The organism is Aquibacillus kalidii, from assembly GCF_014280935.1.
In the GTDB taxonomy this organism is placed as follows: domain Bacteria; phylum Bacillota; class Bacilli; order Bacillales; family Amphibacillaceae; genus Aquibacillus_D; species Aquibacillus_D kalidii.
This window is the reverse complement of the sequence record NZ_JACLZI010000035.1, coordinates 107,274-126,219: the sequence shown is the minus strand read 5'-3', so window position 1 is coordinate 126,219 and position 18,946 is coordinate 107,274. Positions and strand designations below refer to the sequence as shown.

The 18,946-nt window shown below is 36.4% G+C and carries 7 protein-coding genes and 1 other annotated feature; of the genes, 5 read left to right on the top strand and 2 right to left on the bottom strand.

Features of this window, described 5'->3' with window-relative positions:
* Positions 1-195: 195 nt before the first annotated feature.
* Both H7K77_RS07555 and H7K77_RS07550 read left to right on the top strand, forming a co-directional pair.
* Positions 196-1,239 (top strand): Gfo/Idh/MocA family protein, encoded by a 1,044-nt coding sequence (locus tag H7K77_RS07555; RefSeq protein WP_186577122.1) that lies wholly within the window; start codon positions 196-198, stop codon positions 1,237-1,239.
* Between the two features lie 123 nt (positions 1,240-1,362).
* Positions 1,363-1,571: a binding site (T-box leader), on the top strand.
* A 313-nt stretch (positions 1,572-1,884) separates the two neighbouring features.
* A complete protein-coding gene (locus tag H7K77_RS07550; protein WP_186577121.1) occupies positions 1,885-2,385 on the top strand; it encodes a GNAT family N-acetyltransferase in 501 nt (166 codons plus the stop codon).
* Positions 2,386-2,434: 49 nt separating this feature from the next.
* Here the strand turns inward: H7K77_RS07550 and H7K77_RS07545 are convergent, their stop codons facing one another.
* A complete protein-coding gene (locus H7K77_RS07545) occupies positions 2,435-6,772 on the bottom strand; it encodes a bifunctional 2',3'-cyclic-nucleotide 2'-phosphodiesterase/3'-nucleotidase (protein WP_186577120.1) in 4,338 nt (1,445 codons plus the stop codon).
* A gap of 450 nt (positions 6,773-7,222) precedes the next feature.
* Entirely contained in the window at positions 7,223-9,454 is a 2,232-nt protein-coding gene (locus H7K77_RS07540; protein WP_186577119.1) for an alpha-galactosidase, read from the bottom strand.
* 452 nt (positions 9,455-9,906) lie between these two features.
* On the opposite strand from H7K77_RS07540, the gene H7K77_RS07535 reads away from it, so the two are divergent.
* From H7K77_RS07535 to H7K77_RS07525, 3 genes are all read left to right on the top strand, one after another.
* Positions 9,907-11,703, top strand: coding sequence for an ABC transporter ATP-binding protein (locus tag H7K77_RS07535; protein ID WP_186577118.1), 1,797 nt, complete (start codon positions 9,907-9,909; stop codon positions 11,701-11,703).
* Positions 11,704-12,584: 881 nt separating this feature from the next.
* Entirely contained in the window at positions 12,585-14,462 is a 1,878-nt protein-coding gene (locus H7K77_RS07530; RefSeq protein ID WP_186577117.1) for a methyl-accepting chemotaxis protein, read from the top strand.
* 437 nt (positions 14,463-14,899) lie between these two features.
* Positions 14,900-18,838, top strand: a complete 3,939-nt coding sequence (locus H7K77_RS07525) for a glycosyl hydrolase (protein WP_186577116.1) — start codon at positions 14,900-14,902, stop codon at positions 18,836-18,838.
* Positions 18,839-18,946: the final 108 nt, after the last annotated feature.

Below are 18,946 nucleotides of genomic sequence, written 5' to 3'. Positions count from 1 at the left end.
TAGGGTGGCAATTGATTGTATAATTTTATATAGAATGCGTTTTCAAAAAGCTATGCGTCATTCTCTGGTACAAATGCGTCTTTTTCTAAAAAATATCGATCTTTTTACTTAACAAATCAGTCAATTTATAAGAAAAATGCGTCATATTATCAAAATATGCGTGAAAAATCACCAGCACCAGAAAGGATGAAGTGTATGAGTAAATTAAGAGTTGGAATTATTGGAGCAGGTGGGATAGCATCAGGCGTACATATACCAAATTACAAGCAACAAGATGAGAGGGTGGAAATAGTTGCGATTGCAGATGTTGCTTATGAGCGTGCACAAGAAATAGCAGCTAACCATGCTATTCCACACGCATTTGAATCGTATCAGAAAATGTTTGAGCATGTAGAGTTGGATGCAGTTAGTATTTGTATCCCTAACAAGTTTCATGTTGATGCTACAATTGCAGCCTTAGAAGCAGGGTGTCATGTTTTATGTGAAAAACCACCAGCGATGAATGCAGAAGAAGCGGAAAGGATGCAACACGCGGCAGAAGAGTCTGGCAAATTTTTAACCTACGGATTCCATTATCGCCATCAACCAGAAGTACAAACGGCTAAGATATTTATTGCTAATGGAGAGCTAGGTGATATTTATAATGCAAGGGTGCAGGCCATCCGCCGCCGTGGTATTCCTGGTTGGGGTGTGTTTACAAATAAAGAATTACAAGGAGGCGGCCCACTTATTGATATAGGTGTCCATATGCTAGATTCCGCTTTATATTTGATGGGCTATCCTGAGCCTGAAGTTGTTTTAGGGAAAACGCATCAACAATTAGGGACCAAAAAGGGTGTAGGTCTACTCGGTGAATGGGATTGGGAGAATTTCACAGTAGAGGACATGGCTATCGGTATGATTACATTTAAAAATGGGGCATCGTTAACATTAGAAGCGGCCTTTGCTGCCAACGTGGAGGAAAATGACAAAATGCAGGTTTCACTTATGGGCAACCAAGGTGGTGCTGATATTTTTCCGCTAAAAATCTATCAGGAAAAACATGATACGTTAATAGATGTTACACCAGTATATTTACCGGAATTTAATGGCCATTCGGAAGAGATAAAGCATTTTGTTAATTGTTGCATTAACGGGATACAACCGATCAGTACCCCAGAACAAGGTACGGTTATACAGAAAATAATTGATGCACTTTATCAATCAGCAGCAACAGGTAAAGCTATTAATTTTGAATAATGTACACCCTATATTTGTGTAATAGAATGATTAGGCTACAATGTAGTCTGAATTTATAACTTTTAAAGAAAATTCATAAAAATAATTTACTTAAACTAGCAAGGTGTATATAATAAGAAAAACTTTTAATCGATGATAAGGAGAGTAATTATATAAGAACGTAAGCGAATCGGGGATGGTGGGAGCCTGATGTGACTTATATAATGAAACGCACCTTTGAGATACATTCTTGAATTAGTAGTAGAGAATGTCGGGGGTGAGCCCCGTTATCAAATTTAAGTGGGCTTTTCAGCCTAGTAGAGTGGTACCGCGGGTAAAGACTCGTCTCTTAGTTGAGGCGGGTCTTTTTATGATTTTTTTCGCATTCCTATTTCACATAGGAGAATATCTAACAAAGCGAACAAGGGAGGACAGGGAAAATTCACGACGTAAGAGGGAGTCTAACGAAGCAAAAAGGGAGGACAGGATAATCTCGCAACGTAAGAGCCATGTGAAAGAGGAGAGTCAGAATAAATCCGGGACGTAAAAGAGTGCCCTTTATAAGAAAGAGGTAGTAGGTTATTTAAAGGATTAATTAATGAAATGTATGAATTGGAGTAAATATGGACTACTTGTTAATAAATAATTTCCAAAAGGAGAGATATAATGCCGTATATTAAAACAAATAGATTAACCATCATTACTTTTACTGTTCAAATGATCGAAGCAGCCTTAAATGGAAGAGAAGAACTGGAGAAAATAGTAGATTACAATGTTGCAGATGAATATCCACTCGATGTTTATAAACAATTTTTTCCTTATAAAATTGATCGTTTTTCTAATTTTCCAGAAGAAAATGAATGGGAGGGCATCATCATTCATAATGAGGATAATTGTATTATTGGGGATATGGGTTTTAAAGGTGGGCCTGATGAGAAAGGAGAAATGGATATCGGGTATAGTATTGTTCCTAGTTACCAAGGAAAAGGGTATGCAACGGAAATGGCAATTGCTATGGTTGAATGGGGACTACGCCAACCTGATGTGAAGAAAATAACTGCTAGTTGTTCTGATCATAATACTGCATCTATTAAAGTGTTAACTAAAGCAGGATTGAAGCAAATAGGGAAACAAGATGATGAGTTATTTTGGTCTGTGGAAAAGTGAAAAAATGGAGAACACCTTGTTAAAAGGGGTTCTCCATTTCTGTTAATACTTATGCTTTTCTTCTGTTTTGTTTAAGTAAGAACAAACCGCCTAGAAGAAGCATCATCATTCCAATTGTGATCCAATTAAAAGTCGAAGTTGCCGTATTCGGTAACTTATATTCTTCATCGGATGGAGCCGCTATAGCAGCTACCTCGTCTTGATTTTCTACTTCCACTACAGCGAATATACTTAAATGAGTAGTGGTAACGGTAACTTTACCATTTGCATAAGTTGCACCTGGTACAATTTCCCACTCTTTTGTATTTTCGTTGAAGTAAACTACCTCAAGGTTGTCTGTATTTTTAACCAACTTTTCATCAATCTCAAAAACTAGTTCAAGTGGTTCATCAAATTGATGAAGCGTGTCATTTCCAGATTTAACTGTAAAGTCATAGATTCCACTTACAAACTTTTTGTCTGATGAATCTTTAAGACGTTTCACTTCTACATCAGCACCGTCTGGAAGTTGAGAAACCGGAATAGAGATACTTACGTCTAATCCTTTTGGAGATAGAACAACTTTCTCAATTCCTTTTTCTTTTAACAAGCTGATGTTTTCTTTTGTTAACGTAAAGTTTGCTTTTGTTGCTTTTTTATCATCTAATTCCACAACAATTGTTTCCGTATTATCTTTTACTTTTTCAATTGACTTGTTATCTATTGTTGCCTTACCATTTTTAACGGTTGGCTTTAAAATAACTGTTTTTTGGTCATTAGATGGTTGATCTTTAACATTGTCTTTACCGTCTTCTTTACCATCTTCGTCGTCTTTGTCCTCATCAATAGGATCAGGATCTGGTGTAACAACTGGATCTTCAGCACTAACTTCTAGGATTCTGCCTTCTACAGTCGGATTAGCATTTCCTTCTAGGCTATTTAGGTATTCAACAAATACTTCATAGTCTACAATTCCAAGATCCTCCATGTAATCTGTATCCTTAAATACGTCATATCCATCTCCACCAGCTGCCATGAAAGCATTAGTAGCTACACGATATTTTTTATCTAAATCAATTGGTGAATATTTACCATTTTCACCTAACACTTCAACAGATACAATTCTGTCCCCAACGGGTTGAGTTTTGTCAAAAGTAAATTTCAAGCCTGATACTTGAGGGAACTTACCTGGTAAATCTTCAAGGTGTGCACCAGATACTCCATTTTCAAGAGCTTCAATTACTTGAGCACCAGTAACATCAACTACTGCAAGGGTATTACCAAAAGGCATAGTTGTAAGAACTTCACCTAATGTAATTTCACCTTTGTCAATAGAAGCACGAATTCCACCGCCATTAGTGATAGCAAAGTCTGCACCTTTTTCTGTTTGTTTCGCTTTTGCAAGCATACCATCTGTAATTAAGTTACCAAGGTTTGTTTCTTTAGTACGAACGTTTTGACGTTCTCCATCTAATACTACATCAGAGTTTCCAACAACTTCTGTCTTTAACGCATCAAGTTCAGCTTTAAGCTCATCAAGGATTACTTTTGCTTCCGGATCTTCTTCAACGTTTTCTACTGATAAAAATTCACCGTCAGTATATTCAGGAAGTACAATACCTTCTGCATCGAATACTACATCTAGGGAACCAAGTAATTCGCCATACTGATATGCAGTTGTAACAACTGTTGGTGTATCATCATTATTCACTAGAGTCTCATCTTCCAATTGAGTATGAGTGTGTCCACCAATAATAATATCAATACCTTCTACAGCTTCAGCAAGTGCTAAATCTTTGTTATAACCTAAGTGGGAAAGTGTAATAATTTTGTTAACACCTTCCTTAGTTGTTAATGCTTCAACTGTTTCTTTAGCTGAAGCAGTTGCACTATTGAATACAATATCCTCACCAGGACTAGAAGCTTCAGGAGTATCTTCTGTTGTTAGACCAAACAAGCCAACCTTTTCACCATTTACATCTATTACAACGTAAGGGTAAATACCTGCACCTTCAAATGTTCCTGGAGCTTCTAATAAACCACTTAGCTCATTTTCATTTGTGTAGTCAATGTTTGAACTTACAATTGGGAATGTTGCGTTTTTAATAAAGTTTGCTAGTACTGTAGGGCCCTTATCAAATTCATGATTACCTGGAACCATTGCATCATAGCCCATTCTATTCATGAAGCCTAAATCTTCTTGACCAGCCCATTTTGTGAAATAAAGATCACCTGAGAATACATCCCCAGCATCAAGTAGTAGACTATTTGTTACTTCTGAACGTTTTTGTTCTGTTAGCGTTACACGACGTGCTACATCATCTAGGTGTGCATGTGTATCGTTCGTGTGTAAAACACGAAGCTGCCAATAATCTTCAGGTAGTATAGCGTATTTGGCAAGGTCTCCATTTGATTCTACAAGCTTAATATTTGATTGGGCATCTAAATATGTTGTTGCTTTTACTGCAGAATTAAATGTTACATTAACAGGAGATTGGAAATCAGCAAGTTTCCAGTTTCCATCCGCGCTAGGGTCAAGTGTTCCTCCACTATCTGTAATATAGTTAATGATTGCTTGACGGTTTTCATCTGGAGCAACTAGTACCGTATTTTTACCATCTGGGTTAACAATTTTGTTCGTTCCAGCACGGTAATTGTTCGTAGCAACGATAAACTCCATGTCTTCTGTTACAGGTTGTCCTTCGTATTGTAAATTTTTAACTCGGCTAGCATCAGGGTTAATTAGATTTTGACCACCATCATACTTCGCCGGTTGTGTTACATCAATCTCATATGTTACACCGTCAATAACATCAAAGTTGTATGATCTAAAATTATAGTTAATTAATGGTTGCTCTTTATTTGTATTTGGATCAATTTGATTAAATTGGCCTGCAGACCATTCGATCCATTCTTTTAGTTCAGATCCATTGATTTTTAACGCATAAACTGTATTTGGATATAAGTACAAATCCGCTACGTTTTTGATGGCTATACCACCAGCAGGGATATCAGTGAAATAACTTGCATCTGAACCATCACGACCACCTGCTTTAAACGGGGCAGCAGATGATAATACCGGAAGATCTGCATATTCTGATCCAAATCCTGTAATCCATTTTTCAACGTAGGCTTTTTGAGCGTCGTTTACGATTTGTACAGATGGATCATCTTGCACTAAAGCAAAATAACTATTGATTGGCGCAGTAGTGTTTCCAACCGCCTTATTTACATAGTCAACTGTTGCCTTATGTTCTGCATCAATAGCAGCTTCTAATTCAGAATCACTAGCTACATCGTCTCCAGTAGCATCTACTAGTTTTGCTTGTGAATCGACAACATCCCATTCGCCATCAGTTACTTCTTCCATTTTTAAGTCAATTTGGCCTACACTATCAGCCCATGATCCTGGCATTGTTACGGGTACACCATTAATTGTACCTTTAGCATTATCAAAGCCATTTCCATCAGGGAAGTCTTGATCTTCACCAGCAGCTGCAGGGAAGTAGGCATGTGCATGTCCAGTTAATACTGCATCAACATCCGGAACTTCAGTTAGATAATAAGAAGCATCTTCCATACCTTTTACATAGCCACTATCATCAATACCGGCATGTGAAAGCAATACGACTACATCTGCGCCTTCTGCTTTCATTTGTGGCACAACTGCCTTAGCTGATTCAACAATGTCCTTAACTACTACTTTGCCATTTAAATGTCCGTAGTCCCAATTGAGGATTTGAGGAGGTACGAACCCTGTAACACCAACATTAATGGTGTGTGTATCGCCGTTAGAATCGGTTACTTGTTTTTTAATAATTTCATATTGGTCGAAATATGGAGTTACTCCATCAGGCTTATACACGTTAGCATTTACAACAGGATAATCTGCATCATCTAACGCTTCATTTAAGAAATCTAGTCCAAAGTTAAATTCATGGTTTCCAACAGTACCGCCATCATAGCCTAATACGTTAAGAGCTTTAATTGCTGGATGGACATCACCTTCTGAAAGATCAGTCTCTCTAGCTATATAGTCTCCTAATGGGTTACCTTGAATTAAATCACCGTTGTCGAAAAGTAAAGAGTTAGTAGCTCCTTTTTTAAGCTCCTTAATCTTAGTAGCTGCTTTTGAAAGACCAAAAGATTCAGTTGATTTATCTTGGAAATAATCATAGTTTAAGATATTTGTGTGAATATCCGATGTTTCCAAAATGCGTAAATCTACTACAGGAGTAGTTTCTTCTACATTTGTTTCACCAGTTGCGTGTACAGCAGTTGGTAGTATTGGAGCAAAGAATGTACCTGCTAACACTGTAGTGGCAATCGCACTATTCACTACCTTACGTTTTAGTACTTTAAATTTCCCCTTCAATGAAAATCCACCTTCCGACTTTTTAGATTTCATAAAAAAAATGTCAAATTTCAGTCACCTATGTATCGGCATAATTTCTTTTACCGGAAAGCAAGTGATTGATAGATCCACATTTTTCTTATGATTTTGAAGTTTCTAAAATATGTCACATTTTGTCCACTTCTATATAACTATATCGTTTATCCGGAAATTACGCCATATATTGATTTCGACATTTCTCAACAATTAAGTAAAATAAGTCGTTTTTTATCAGTTATACCAAGGATTTTGTCTCGTTAGTTAACTAAATTTAAAAAGACATAAAACACGAACAATTTACATAAATTTAACTTTACTGTACGTATTTTTTACACTCTGTTTACAGGGGATTTACATTCATTTTCCGGGAATTAGGTAGATGGGTAGTTAGCTGGGAAAACTATAAAAAATAAACCCCTGTTGTCAACAGGGGTTTATACTGCATGATTATAGCTTGTTTGGTTGTTATTTTACTTCCTTTAACACAAATAACTTAGAATCATAATCATTTGGGTGTTCCCTAGACCAATATTCAGAAGCCCTGTCTGTATAATTACCGGCTAGAATAACCCCGATGTTCATTAGTTCATTACCGTAATGAGTAGTATCTTTTCCTTCGATAGCGTAAAGTTTATTTGGGTCTAATCCTTGGAGTTTAACACGATTGTACTTTTCGTTAGGGTGTGCTAGTACTTTATAATATCCTACAATAGCCTCAGTTTGATCATCAGATACAACCATCCAGGATGTTTCATTAGATTCGAATGGATTTTGCATACGATAAAAAATACCGTTGCGAATTAAATTACGCTTCTTTTTGAAAAAGGCAACTTGTTCACTTACTTTTGCCTTTTCTTCATCTGTTAGTGTCGTTACATCTAGCTCATAGCCGAAAGTACCGAAGTATGCCACGTTTGCTCTTGTATCAATCGGTGTCATGCGGCCTACTTGATGATTCGGCACTGCGGACACGTGGCTACCAATAGTGCTTAGCGGATAAACCATAGACGTACCATACTGAATCTTTAACCGTTCAACAGCATCTGTGTCGTCGCTAGTCCATGTTTGTGGTGCGTAATACAGCATACCTGGATCAAAGCGTGCACCACCACCGGCACAAGATTCAAATAATATTTCAGGGTATTTTGTTATTAGTTTTTCATATAAATCATATACACCTAAAATGTAACGGTGGAAAACTTCACCTTGTTGGTCAGTCTCTAAAGCTGCAGAGTAAGCCTCTGTGATATAGCGATTCATATCCCACTTAATATAAGAGATCTTTGATTTGCCGATCACTTTATCCATCAAGCCAAAAATGTGATCCACAACTTCCTGTCTAGAAAAATCAAGTACGAACTGGTTTCGTCCATGAGACGCTCGGCGATAAGGTGTTGAGATAATCCAGTCTGGATGCTCGGCGTAAAGTTTTGTGTCTTTGCTTACCATTTCAGGTTCGAACCAAAGGCCGAATTTCATGCCGAGAGCATCAATTTTTTCAGACAATCCTTCCATCCCGTTCGGAAGTTTTTCGTCGTATTCAAACCAATCTCCTAATGAGGATGAATCATCGTCGCGTTTTCCGAACCAACCATCATCTAATACAAATAGTTCGATTCCTAAGTCTTTGGCAGTACGTGCGATGTCTAATACTTTTTCTTCGTTAAAATCAAAATAGGTTGCTTCCCAGTTATTAATGAGAATTGGGCGAACTTTATCGCGCCAATAACCTCTTACTAATCGTGTACGGTATAATTCGTGATAAGTTTGACTCATTCCGTTCAATCCGTGATCAGAGTAAACCATGACACATTCAGGTGTCTGAAAAACTTCATTGGGGTTCAGCTTCCATTTAAATTGAAAAGGATTAATCCCCATCATCACGCGAGAAACGCCATAAGTATCTACTTCCACTTGTCCAAGGAAATTTCCACTATAGACCAAGCTGAAACCATATACCTCACCAGTGTGTTCAGATGCATCAAAACGCTTTAAAGCTAAGAAGGGATTATGAACGTGGCTGCTTGCACCTCTAGCACTATAGATGGATTGAACACCTTTAGCTAACTTTTGAGTTTCAACATGACCTTCGCGAGCCCATGCGCCAAATAGGTGAACCATCTCAAATTGGTCATCTGGTAAGTCGACACTTGAGCTCATTGCATTTTCTAAGAAAAGTGATTCTTCTCCTTCGTTAACGAATCTGGTATTTCGGGTAATTACGTTTCTTTCGGAATAAATAGTATAGCTTAGTATCATCTTTGTTTTTAATACATCATCAAAAAGCGTAACTTCTAACGTTTCTGCTTCATCTTCGCTTTCTACATAGGTAGCGGGTAAAGACTGTAATGTTGTTTTTCCTTTTGATATGTTACACCCTTGATATTGAAAGTTGGTTATATGGCTACCAATGTTATTCGTAATCATATGGGCGGGATATCGGAAATCTGTTGTCCCATAGCTAGGATACTCCTGCCTTATGTGCTCGAGTGAAGATGTATGGTCCCCTTCAAACATGTTGCTGGACGGCCTGATTTCACGCTCGATTAAATGGTAGAACGAATCGCGGTGGGTAATTTTTTTTCCATAATATAAGTGCTCAAGTTGATTGTTTTTTTCTAATACACGAAAAATATAACTTACTTCGTTATTAAATAAATGGAATTCTAGGTTGCTTTCATTTACTCTAATTGTCATATGCTTCACCTCTCGATTAGACGTCTAATAACCATAAATGAAATCCCTTTCAAAATATATCAGGGACGACAATTAAGTTATCGATTACCTTACATTTTATCTTAAGAAAAATTTGCGGAGATGTCAAAGTATATCTGAACAAGATATAATAATTTCTACTCTATACCATATAAACCTATATTTTTTCATACCTTTATGATGCACCTCTCAAAAAAATAATTTGTTATTTTTGTTATCATAAATATTAAAATATTTCAGAAAAATTAGTGGACTTTATTGTTCGGTGTAGTTAATATAATAAATATCAAATGATGTAATTATGCTAAAAAATTCAGGAATAATAGATTTTTAAAATTTGAACATCAACATCATTTTGTTTGTTTTGTTATTTTTTTAAATCCCTATGACTTAATTGTGGATAGTGAACTGCTTAAGAGGGTAGGAGGGACATTATGTCAGATGAAAAAGGTATTTCTTTAGATTTTGAAAAACGCTTTGAGGAGCAACAGGATATTAAAGGTAAAACGTTTAGAACGTTACACATGTTTTATAGAGGGCATTATATTAAGCTATTTATCTCCTTTATATTCTTTCTATTGAAGCATTCTCCGGTATGGATATTACCGATCGTGACGGCGAATTTAATAAACTTTGCAGCTGAGCCAGGTAAACATGAAATGTCAGTCCTTTGGATAAATGTCATAGTGCTTACAGTTGTCATTATACAGAATCTTCCGAGTCAGATGCTGCATATTGGTTTTATGAGTAAGGCTATTCGACATGTAGAGGCCGGGTTAAGGAGTACATTAGTTCGTAAGCTTCAACACTTATCGATCTCTTATCACGGTGAACTTAGATCCGGTAAGCTTCAGGCGAAGGTGCTTCGTGATGTAGAGATGATTGAGATTATGTCTAAACAAACGATGATGGGTGTACTTCCGGCTTTTATGAACGTGATTGTGGCAATAGCGGTGACAGCTAGTAGAAGTTGGACCGTTGTTTCCTTTTTTATTGTAGCTATACCAATCTCTATTCTAATTGTCTACTTTTTCAAAGGGAAGCTGAATAGCAGAAATAGAGAGTTTAGGCACGAAGTAGAAGAAATGTCAGGGCAAGTAGCGGAAACTGTAGAAATGATTCCTGTAACGAGAGCGCATGGCTTAGAGCAAGTGGAGATTAACAAAGTGGATTCTTTACTACACAATGTTAGAGGGAAAGGGTATAGGCTTGATATTACAGAAGCTTTCTTTGGAGCTAGTAACTGGGTGTCATTTCAGTTATTCCAGGTATTATGTTTATTGTTTACGGTGTACTTAGCTTACAATGGGTCGATTCCTATTGGGGATGTAGTTTTATACCAAACATATTTCACGCAAATTTTGATGTCTATATCAGGGGTTATTAATATCTATCCGCAATTGGCAAAAGGATTTGAATCTGTTCATTCTGTTTCGGAGATTCTTTTTGCAAAAGAAACACAAGAATACCAAGGGAAAACCAAATTAAGGGATTTCCGAGGGGAGGTTGCATTTGAACAGGTTGATTTTAGATATAAAGACACAGCTAAACATGTATTGAGTGATTTTAATTTGCAAGTGAAACCAGGTGAATGTATTGCTTTTGTAGGTGAATCTGGTGCAGGTAAATCAACTATCCTCAATTTAATAACAGGTTTTTACAGACCGACGAATGGTCGAATTATTATCGATGATATTCCAATGGATGATTTAAGTATGGTTAAATATCGTAGGAAACTGGCTGTAGTACCACAGAATACAATATTATTTTCTGGCTCCATAAGAGAAAACATTGCGTATGGCCTGGCTGAAGTTACCGAAGAACAGCTTCAACAAGCGGTGGAAATGGCTAATCTTAGGGATATTATTGCAGATTTACCAGAAGGATTAGATACAAAAATAGGAGAACATGGTGATCGAATGTCTGGTGGGCAACGTCAACGAATTGCAATAGCTAGAGCGTTTATCCGCAACCCACAAATGATTATTTTAGATGAAGCGACCTCTGCTCTAGACAATATTTCTGAGAAGCTCATCCAAGATTCAATGAAGGAATTGATTAAGGGGAGAACGACATTTATTGTTGCCCATCGATTATCTACTATTCGTGATGCAGATCGAATTGTTGTTATGAAAAATGGTGAATGTGTAGAAGTAGGTACGTATGAAGAATTACTTGCTAATCGAGGAGAATTCTACCGTATGAAGTCGGCATCAGAAGCGGTAAGTTAATGACTTTTCTATAATGAGATCCTGAGGAAAAAAAGATTTACTTCCTATTTGAGGGATCTCATATTTTTATAAATAAGGTTGTAGTGATTAGTAAAAAATATGAAGTCAATTAAAGGTATAAATAAAAGAATGTAGGAGTTAATGATATTTATGAACCGCTTAAAAAAAAGGAGATCAAATAATGTCTAAATTTTAAATATACAAGAAAATGATTTATATCTTATATTTGGAATTCTAGAAAGTGGAAAATTCAATTATTACATTTTTCATCCATACCATTCGGAATCAGGGGTTTTAACTATTAAGCATCCAGTAGTAAATAGTGCTCGACTTTATCAAATTAGTTACTAAACTATGAAAGCGGTGGGTAATCACCCACCGCTTTCATAGTTTAGTAAAGTACGCTTATCCAACCGCATTCTATCCATTACATCTTTTTTGATATTAGTTAAAAGCTTTTTATCAGGCTTATTCATATTTATTTTGTATAGGTAAGTTTCCATACTTCCATCGCTGATCTATCAATTGGTGTTGGGATGCCTGGTATATCCGTGGATAATAGTTCTTGATTTGTTAAATTCTATCCACCGAAATATTCATCTGGATCTTAATTGATATACATATTAAGTGTATAGCTTATTTTTGGAGTGTCTCTTGGTTCCCTAGGTAATGAAAATAATACTATTCCAATCAGGATTTTAATAACTGTGTTAACCTCATGAATAGTTAAATAGGTCTGCTAGTTCGCCTGTGCTAGATCGACAAAATAACACTTTATTTTTACGAATTATTAAGTTAATATAACTTTATGGATAACTTAATAAATATTTTTTAGCCGTTTTCATAATAGGGTTTAAGTGGCAATTAAAGGAGGCGTCTCTATGATGAAGAAATGGAAAGTTACGTTCGGGTCATTCAAGGATAAATTAATCAACAGGGAGAAAATAAACAGGGGAGTCAGTAACTTGAACGAATCTGGACAGGAACTAAAGCCCCAAAAATATAAGTTGCAGGGTAGTAATAGAGTGCATAAGGTATTTCATAACTTCAAAATTGGGAAAAAGTATGGAGTTGTATTTGGATTTATATTAGTTTTATTTTTACTATCATCTGTATTTACTGGTTATTCGATGAAAAGTCTCTTGAATTTTTCGGAAGAGGTAGAAGTGAAAAGTGATACGTCTATTGAAATAATGGAGATGGCTTCTATCTTTAAGCAAAAATATATCATTATTACGGATATATTAACAGAACAACACCCGAAAACAACCGAAGAGGATTATCAAAACCAAGTGGATCTGTTTAATGAATCAGCGAACAAGATAGAAAAGCGATTCGTTACTGAGAATGACAAAAAGAAATTTGAAAAAGTAATGAGTTTTAATAACCAAATGGATGATTTTTTTGTTAATGATGTTTTACCGACAACGGCTGAATATAGAGAAAATAATGAACGTGTAGACATTTTCGTTCAAACAGATTTACATAATCAAGCAACGACTCTGAGGAATTACGCAATTGATCAATTACAACAACTGAAGCAAGTTATGATGGAAGATAGGACTGTGTTAAGAGGTGAGATGGAAGACAGATCAAACGCGAATATGATTTTAAATGTTGTGATCGTGTTTATTACGCTTGTTCTGTCAATTGTGTTTATACTATTAGTTAGTAAAATGATTACGACGAGGTTAAAAGAGGCAGTTGACTTTTGTAAGCGATTAGCAGCTGGAAAGTTAGTTGGTAATCGCTTAGATAAACAGGGGAAAGATGAAATTAGTGAAATTGCCGAAGTGTTGAATGATATGGCTGATCATTTACAAAACTCAATCTCTCAGTTATTGAAAACAACAAGTATTGTTACAGAAATGTCAGATGTTTTAAAAGAAAATGCAGAGGTAACAACCCATGCGAATGAGCAAATAGCTTCAACTATTTCTGAAGTTGCTTTGGGTTCTGAAGAACAAGTTCGAACATCTCAAAATACAAATATGACTATACAATCTGCATCTAGAGAGTTGTCACTAGTTACGGAACAAATACAAGAAACGTTAACATTAACATCTGAAACTAAGGGTACCATTAATCGGGGTTCTAATTACGTTGAAGACTCAATTGGACAAATGAAAGATATTCAGATGAATGTTGAAAAAGTGGCGGTTATTATCAATTCACTTAGTAATAATGCAACAGAAATAGGTGCGATTGTTGATTTAATAAGTAATATTTCATCTCAAACAAATTTACTGGCATTGAATGCTACAATTGAAGCTGCGCGTGCAGGGGAACATGGTAAGGGGTTTGCTGTTGTTGCGGCTGAAGTAAGGAAATTGGCAGAGCAAACAGCTGGTGCTACTAAAAAGATACAAGAGCTTATTGATAAATCTAACAGTAACACAAAAGACGCTGTTGTTATGATGGAGAATAGTACACAGTCAGTAAGTGTTGGGGTTGAAAAGGTAAATGAAGTTGGAGGTATCTTCGAGGGGATACTAAAATCGGTAGATATACTTTCTGATCATAATAACAATGTTGGTCAAACTATCCTGACAACGAACGACAAGATGGATCAAATGTTAGTATCAGCTGAAGATATTATAGCTGTTTCAGAACGTACTTCTGAAAGTATAGAACAAATAGCGGCAGCTACCGAACAACAAAATGCTTCCATGCAAGAGTTACTAGCATCGTCACAAGAGCTTTCTTCGATGGCTAACTCTCTTGAGGAAGCCTTTTCCAAATTTGAAGTTGATAAATGATTGGTCTATACGAAATAAAGCACAATCCATATATGGACTGTGCTTTAAACTTTTGTTAAAGGGAAATAATTATGGTGGAACTTTAGTAGGTATAAATAAGTTTGGTATATTAAACATGTAAATAAGCCTATAAACTATACGGAAATTGGTATTAACCTTAACGTAAAATTTACATAATTAATAAATATAAGTTATTAATTGTAATACAAGTTAGTTTCATTTATTGTTATCTTATTAATAACACTATAATATCAACGAATAAAGCGAAATGGGAAGTAAGTAATCGTTAAGGTAATTTTTAAATAAAAACGCTTCCGTTATTTATGTAGAACTAGTATAATAATTTTGGTAGCGCTTCCTTAAATTGAATAACTAATTTATCAAAAAAACTTAGATGGAGTATCTACCAAGATCATATTTTTAGAAGGAGGATTTAAATGAGAAAGGTTAAAAAATTTATTACCATTCTTTTTGTAGCTGTATTGATCTTTTCTTCTTGGCCTATGGGTTTCCGGGGAAATTCAGTATCAGCAGCAGTAGATTCAGACATGAATCTAGTAGATTCACAAGCTTCTGATTATACTAGAGCACTATTTGATTATTTTAGAGATAACAGTGGCCAACAAATATTGTTTGGTCAACAACACGCGATTGACGAGGGGTTAACACTTACTAATGCAGCGCCTCGTATAGCTTCCGAACAATCAGAAGTGAAAAATGCTGTAGGAGACTACCCGGCGGTATTTGGTTGGGATACAGGGAGTATTTATGGTAGAGAGAAGCCAGGTGTAGAAGGAAACGTTGAACAAAGTATTGAAAATGTTGCAGCGTCTATGGAAAAAGCGCATGAGTTGGGTGGAATTATAACGCTGAGTATGCACCCGCTTAATTTTGTGACTGGTGGTAATTACAATGATACAACAGGAAGTGTCGTAGAAAATATTCTGCCAGGTGGTTCGAAGCACGCGGAATTTAATGTGTGGTTGGATAACCTTGCTACTCTAGCGGATTCGGTAGAGGATGGCAATGGAAATGCTATTCCGATTATTTTTCGTCCATTTCACGAACAAGATGGTAGTTGGTTCTGGTGGGGAGCTTCCACAACTACTACGGAACAATATAAAGCTATCTTCCGTTATACTGTTGAATATTTAAGAGATGAAAAAGATGTTCATAATATTCTTTATGGTTATTCTCCAGGAGGTGGGTATGGCGGTGACGTTGATCGTTATATGAGAACGTATCCTGGTGATGAATATGTAGACATCATCGGTGTTGATAGCTATGACGATAAAGGTAGTGCGGGTAGTGATTCTTGGATTAATGGTGTAGTAAAAGACTTAGGTATGTTAGTAGACCTAGCTACAGAAAAAGGGAAAATAGCCGCTTTAACAGAGTATGGTTACAGTGCTCAAGGTATTAACGAATCTGGGAATACACTAGATTGGTACACCAGATTACTAGATGCCATCAAAGCGGACGACAAAGCAAGAAACATAGCATATATGCAAACGTGGGCGAATTTTGGTTGGCCGAATAATATGTATGTGCCTTATAAAGATGTGAATGGAGATTTAGGTGGGGACCATGAGTTGTTACCTAATTTTATAAAATTTGAAGCTGACGCCTTTACTGCGTTTCGTGATGAAGTAAAGGGACAAATTTTCACTGCGGAGCACATTGATACTAAAGTGGCTACTGAGTCTCCAGTCGTAAATGTAGCTTCGCCTGTTTCAGGTTCTACTATTAAAGCTGTACCCACTACGATTCGTGTTAGAGTGTTAAATGATACTCCTTCTAACGTTGTGTATGTAGAAGAAGGATCTGACCTAGAACATGAACTGACTCTTGATGATCATGGATACTATTCCGCGGAGTGGACACCTTCTGCCTCTGTTAATGGTGGGGTAACTTATGTGACTGTGAAGGTAATAAAATCTAGTGGAGACGTAGAAACAAAAGAGTTAAAGTTATTTGTCAAGGCTTCAGAGATTTCTATTAAGAAATATACATTTGATGAAAATATAGGCAGTATTAAAACTAATGGAACTTGGCCGGATGCTGAAGTGACAGCGTTTGAGCATGCTACAATAAATGGAGATGGAAAAGTTAAATTCCAAGTATCGGGAATGGGCATTTCTGAAACATGGCAAGAACTAAAATTAGAGCTTACTGATTTAACTGACGTTAATTTATCGAAAGTGAACCGAGTGAAATTTGAAACATTACTCCCTGTCAGTGTTGGAACTGAAGGTGCAAGTGTAAGGGGTGTTGTACAGCTTCCACCAGACTGGACGGAAAAGTTTGGACAGAATTCAACTATAGCAAATGTTGCGGATCTTGAAATGGTAACAGTTGAAGGTGTAGACTATTACAAATATCCAGTTTCAGTTGATTTGACTGATCAAACTTTAATAGACAATGCTAATAGTTTAGCGATTTCTTTAGTTGGGAGTGGCCTAGATCTTACGGAAGCAATTTACATAGATAATATAGAATTGCTAAATTCATATGTAGAAGCTCCGGAGAATCCTTTGCTAGTTGATGACTTTGAAGGGTACATGGGCGATGATACTTTGCTAAGTAATTCCTATTCAAGCAATGGTGACTCCGTTCCTGTATCTATGTCTGAAGAATTCAAAAATAGCGGAAACTATGGAATGAAGTTTGATTTTACTGTAGGTAGCATGGGTTATGGAGGACGACAAACTTCTCTTGGAGGAGTTGATTGGACAGGAACGAATGCTTTTCAATTGTGGTTAAAGAATGAAAGTTTACCTGGTAACGAATTAACGATACAAATCAAGATAGGCGGAGTGAGCTTTGAGGCTCAGGTTGACTTGGAGCAAACTCATGAAGAAATAATTACGATACCGTATAGTGATTTTGCACCAGCCCATTGGGAGTCAAATCAATCTGCGATTATTGATGCAAAAAGGCTTAAGAATGTAGCGGAATTTGCTCTGTATTCTGGTGGTAATCAAGTTGAAAGTTCCATTTATTTAGATGATTTGCAAGCTGTTCGTGATGAAAATGCACCGGATGTTCCATCTGCTCCAGATATAGAAGATGACCCAAAAGAAGTAGAACCGCTTAACTTCAGTTTCGAATCTGACCTTGAAGGATTTGCGGGTGGAAACGCGATTATTGAAGAGGGTAACGCGAAACTTACCGTAGCTCTTGGAGAAGGTGCTAAATCAGAATTCAAGAAAACGAAAGGCTATAATTTAGAGGGATACAATTTTGTGGTTGCTAGTTTAAAGTATGATAATACAGGAACTATTGGGGAAAATCCTCTATTCGCAAAACTGTTTATTAAAACAGGAGGCGATTGGGCATGGACTGATTCTGGTGAAGTGAGTATTAATGCTGATGGTTATACAAATATCGAATTCGATATTACTGAGCTAGCAGTAAAAGATTCAGTTCAGGAGATTGGAATAGAGTTCTTTGCACCAGCTGGTACTGAAGGAGTTACCAATGTGTATATCGACTATATACAAATAGTATCTAGTTTAGAAGAGGTTGTGAAACCAGAAACAGAAAATCCGGGAAGCGGTAGTTCGGAGGAACCAGAAACAGAAAATCCGGGAAGTGGTAGTTCGGAGGAACCAGAAACAGAAAATCCGGGAAGTGGTAGTTCGGAGGAACCAGAAACAGAAAGTCCAGGAACGGGTAGCTCGGAGCAACCACAAACAGATGGGATAAAAAAGCTGGGAAAACCAGTTAAAGAGGTAGTAGTTAACGAGTCAACTTTAGTTAGAAACGATACAAGCGAAGTGTACTCTTTTGAACAAGTTGCTAAAAGAGTGAAGATTAGTAAGGGAGAAATCAATAAATTAGAATCTGGGTACAAGATTCAACTTACCAATGGAAATGTTACTGCTTTACTTCCTGTTTCTCTAATAAAAGGAAAAGGAAATATTGAGTTTATATTTGGAGAAGTAACCGAAAAAGTAGCGAATAAAAATAAAGATGCTTTAAGTCAGATCATCGACTTCAGACTTTTATCTGATGGAAAAGAAATAACTAATTTCAATGATAATCCGATTACATTGACTTTTAAGGTTAATCCTGACAAAGTTAACAATTGGGAAGACCTTAAAGTTGTGTTTATTGATGGAAAAGGAGTAAAGAAAGAATTTATCACTCCTGTTTCATACAATAAAAAGACAGGTGAAGTTGTAGCTGAAGTAGAGCACTTTAGTACTTATGGTGTTTTTGAAATAGCTGATGATTTGGTAGGTAACTCTGGTAATGATCAATTACCAGATACTGCGACTAGTCAGTTCAATTGGATTGTGTTAGGTTTATTAATGTTAGTTTTTGGGGGAATAGCCTTCTTACTAACTAGAAAGAAGAAGTTGCAAAATTAACGATGGAGCACTCCGTAGTATTTATACTGTGGGGTGCTTTTCTTATGGGGAAAATGGACAGTTCTCTCGCGTTCTAAAATTAAAAACCTTTAGGGTGAACTTTCTTCA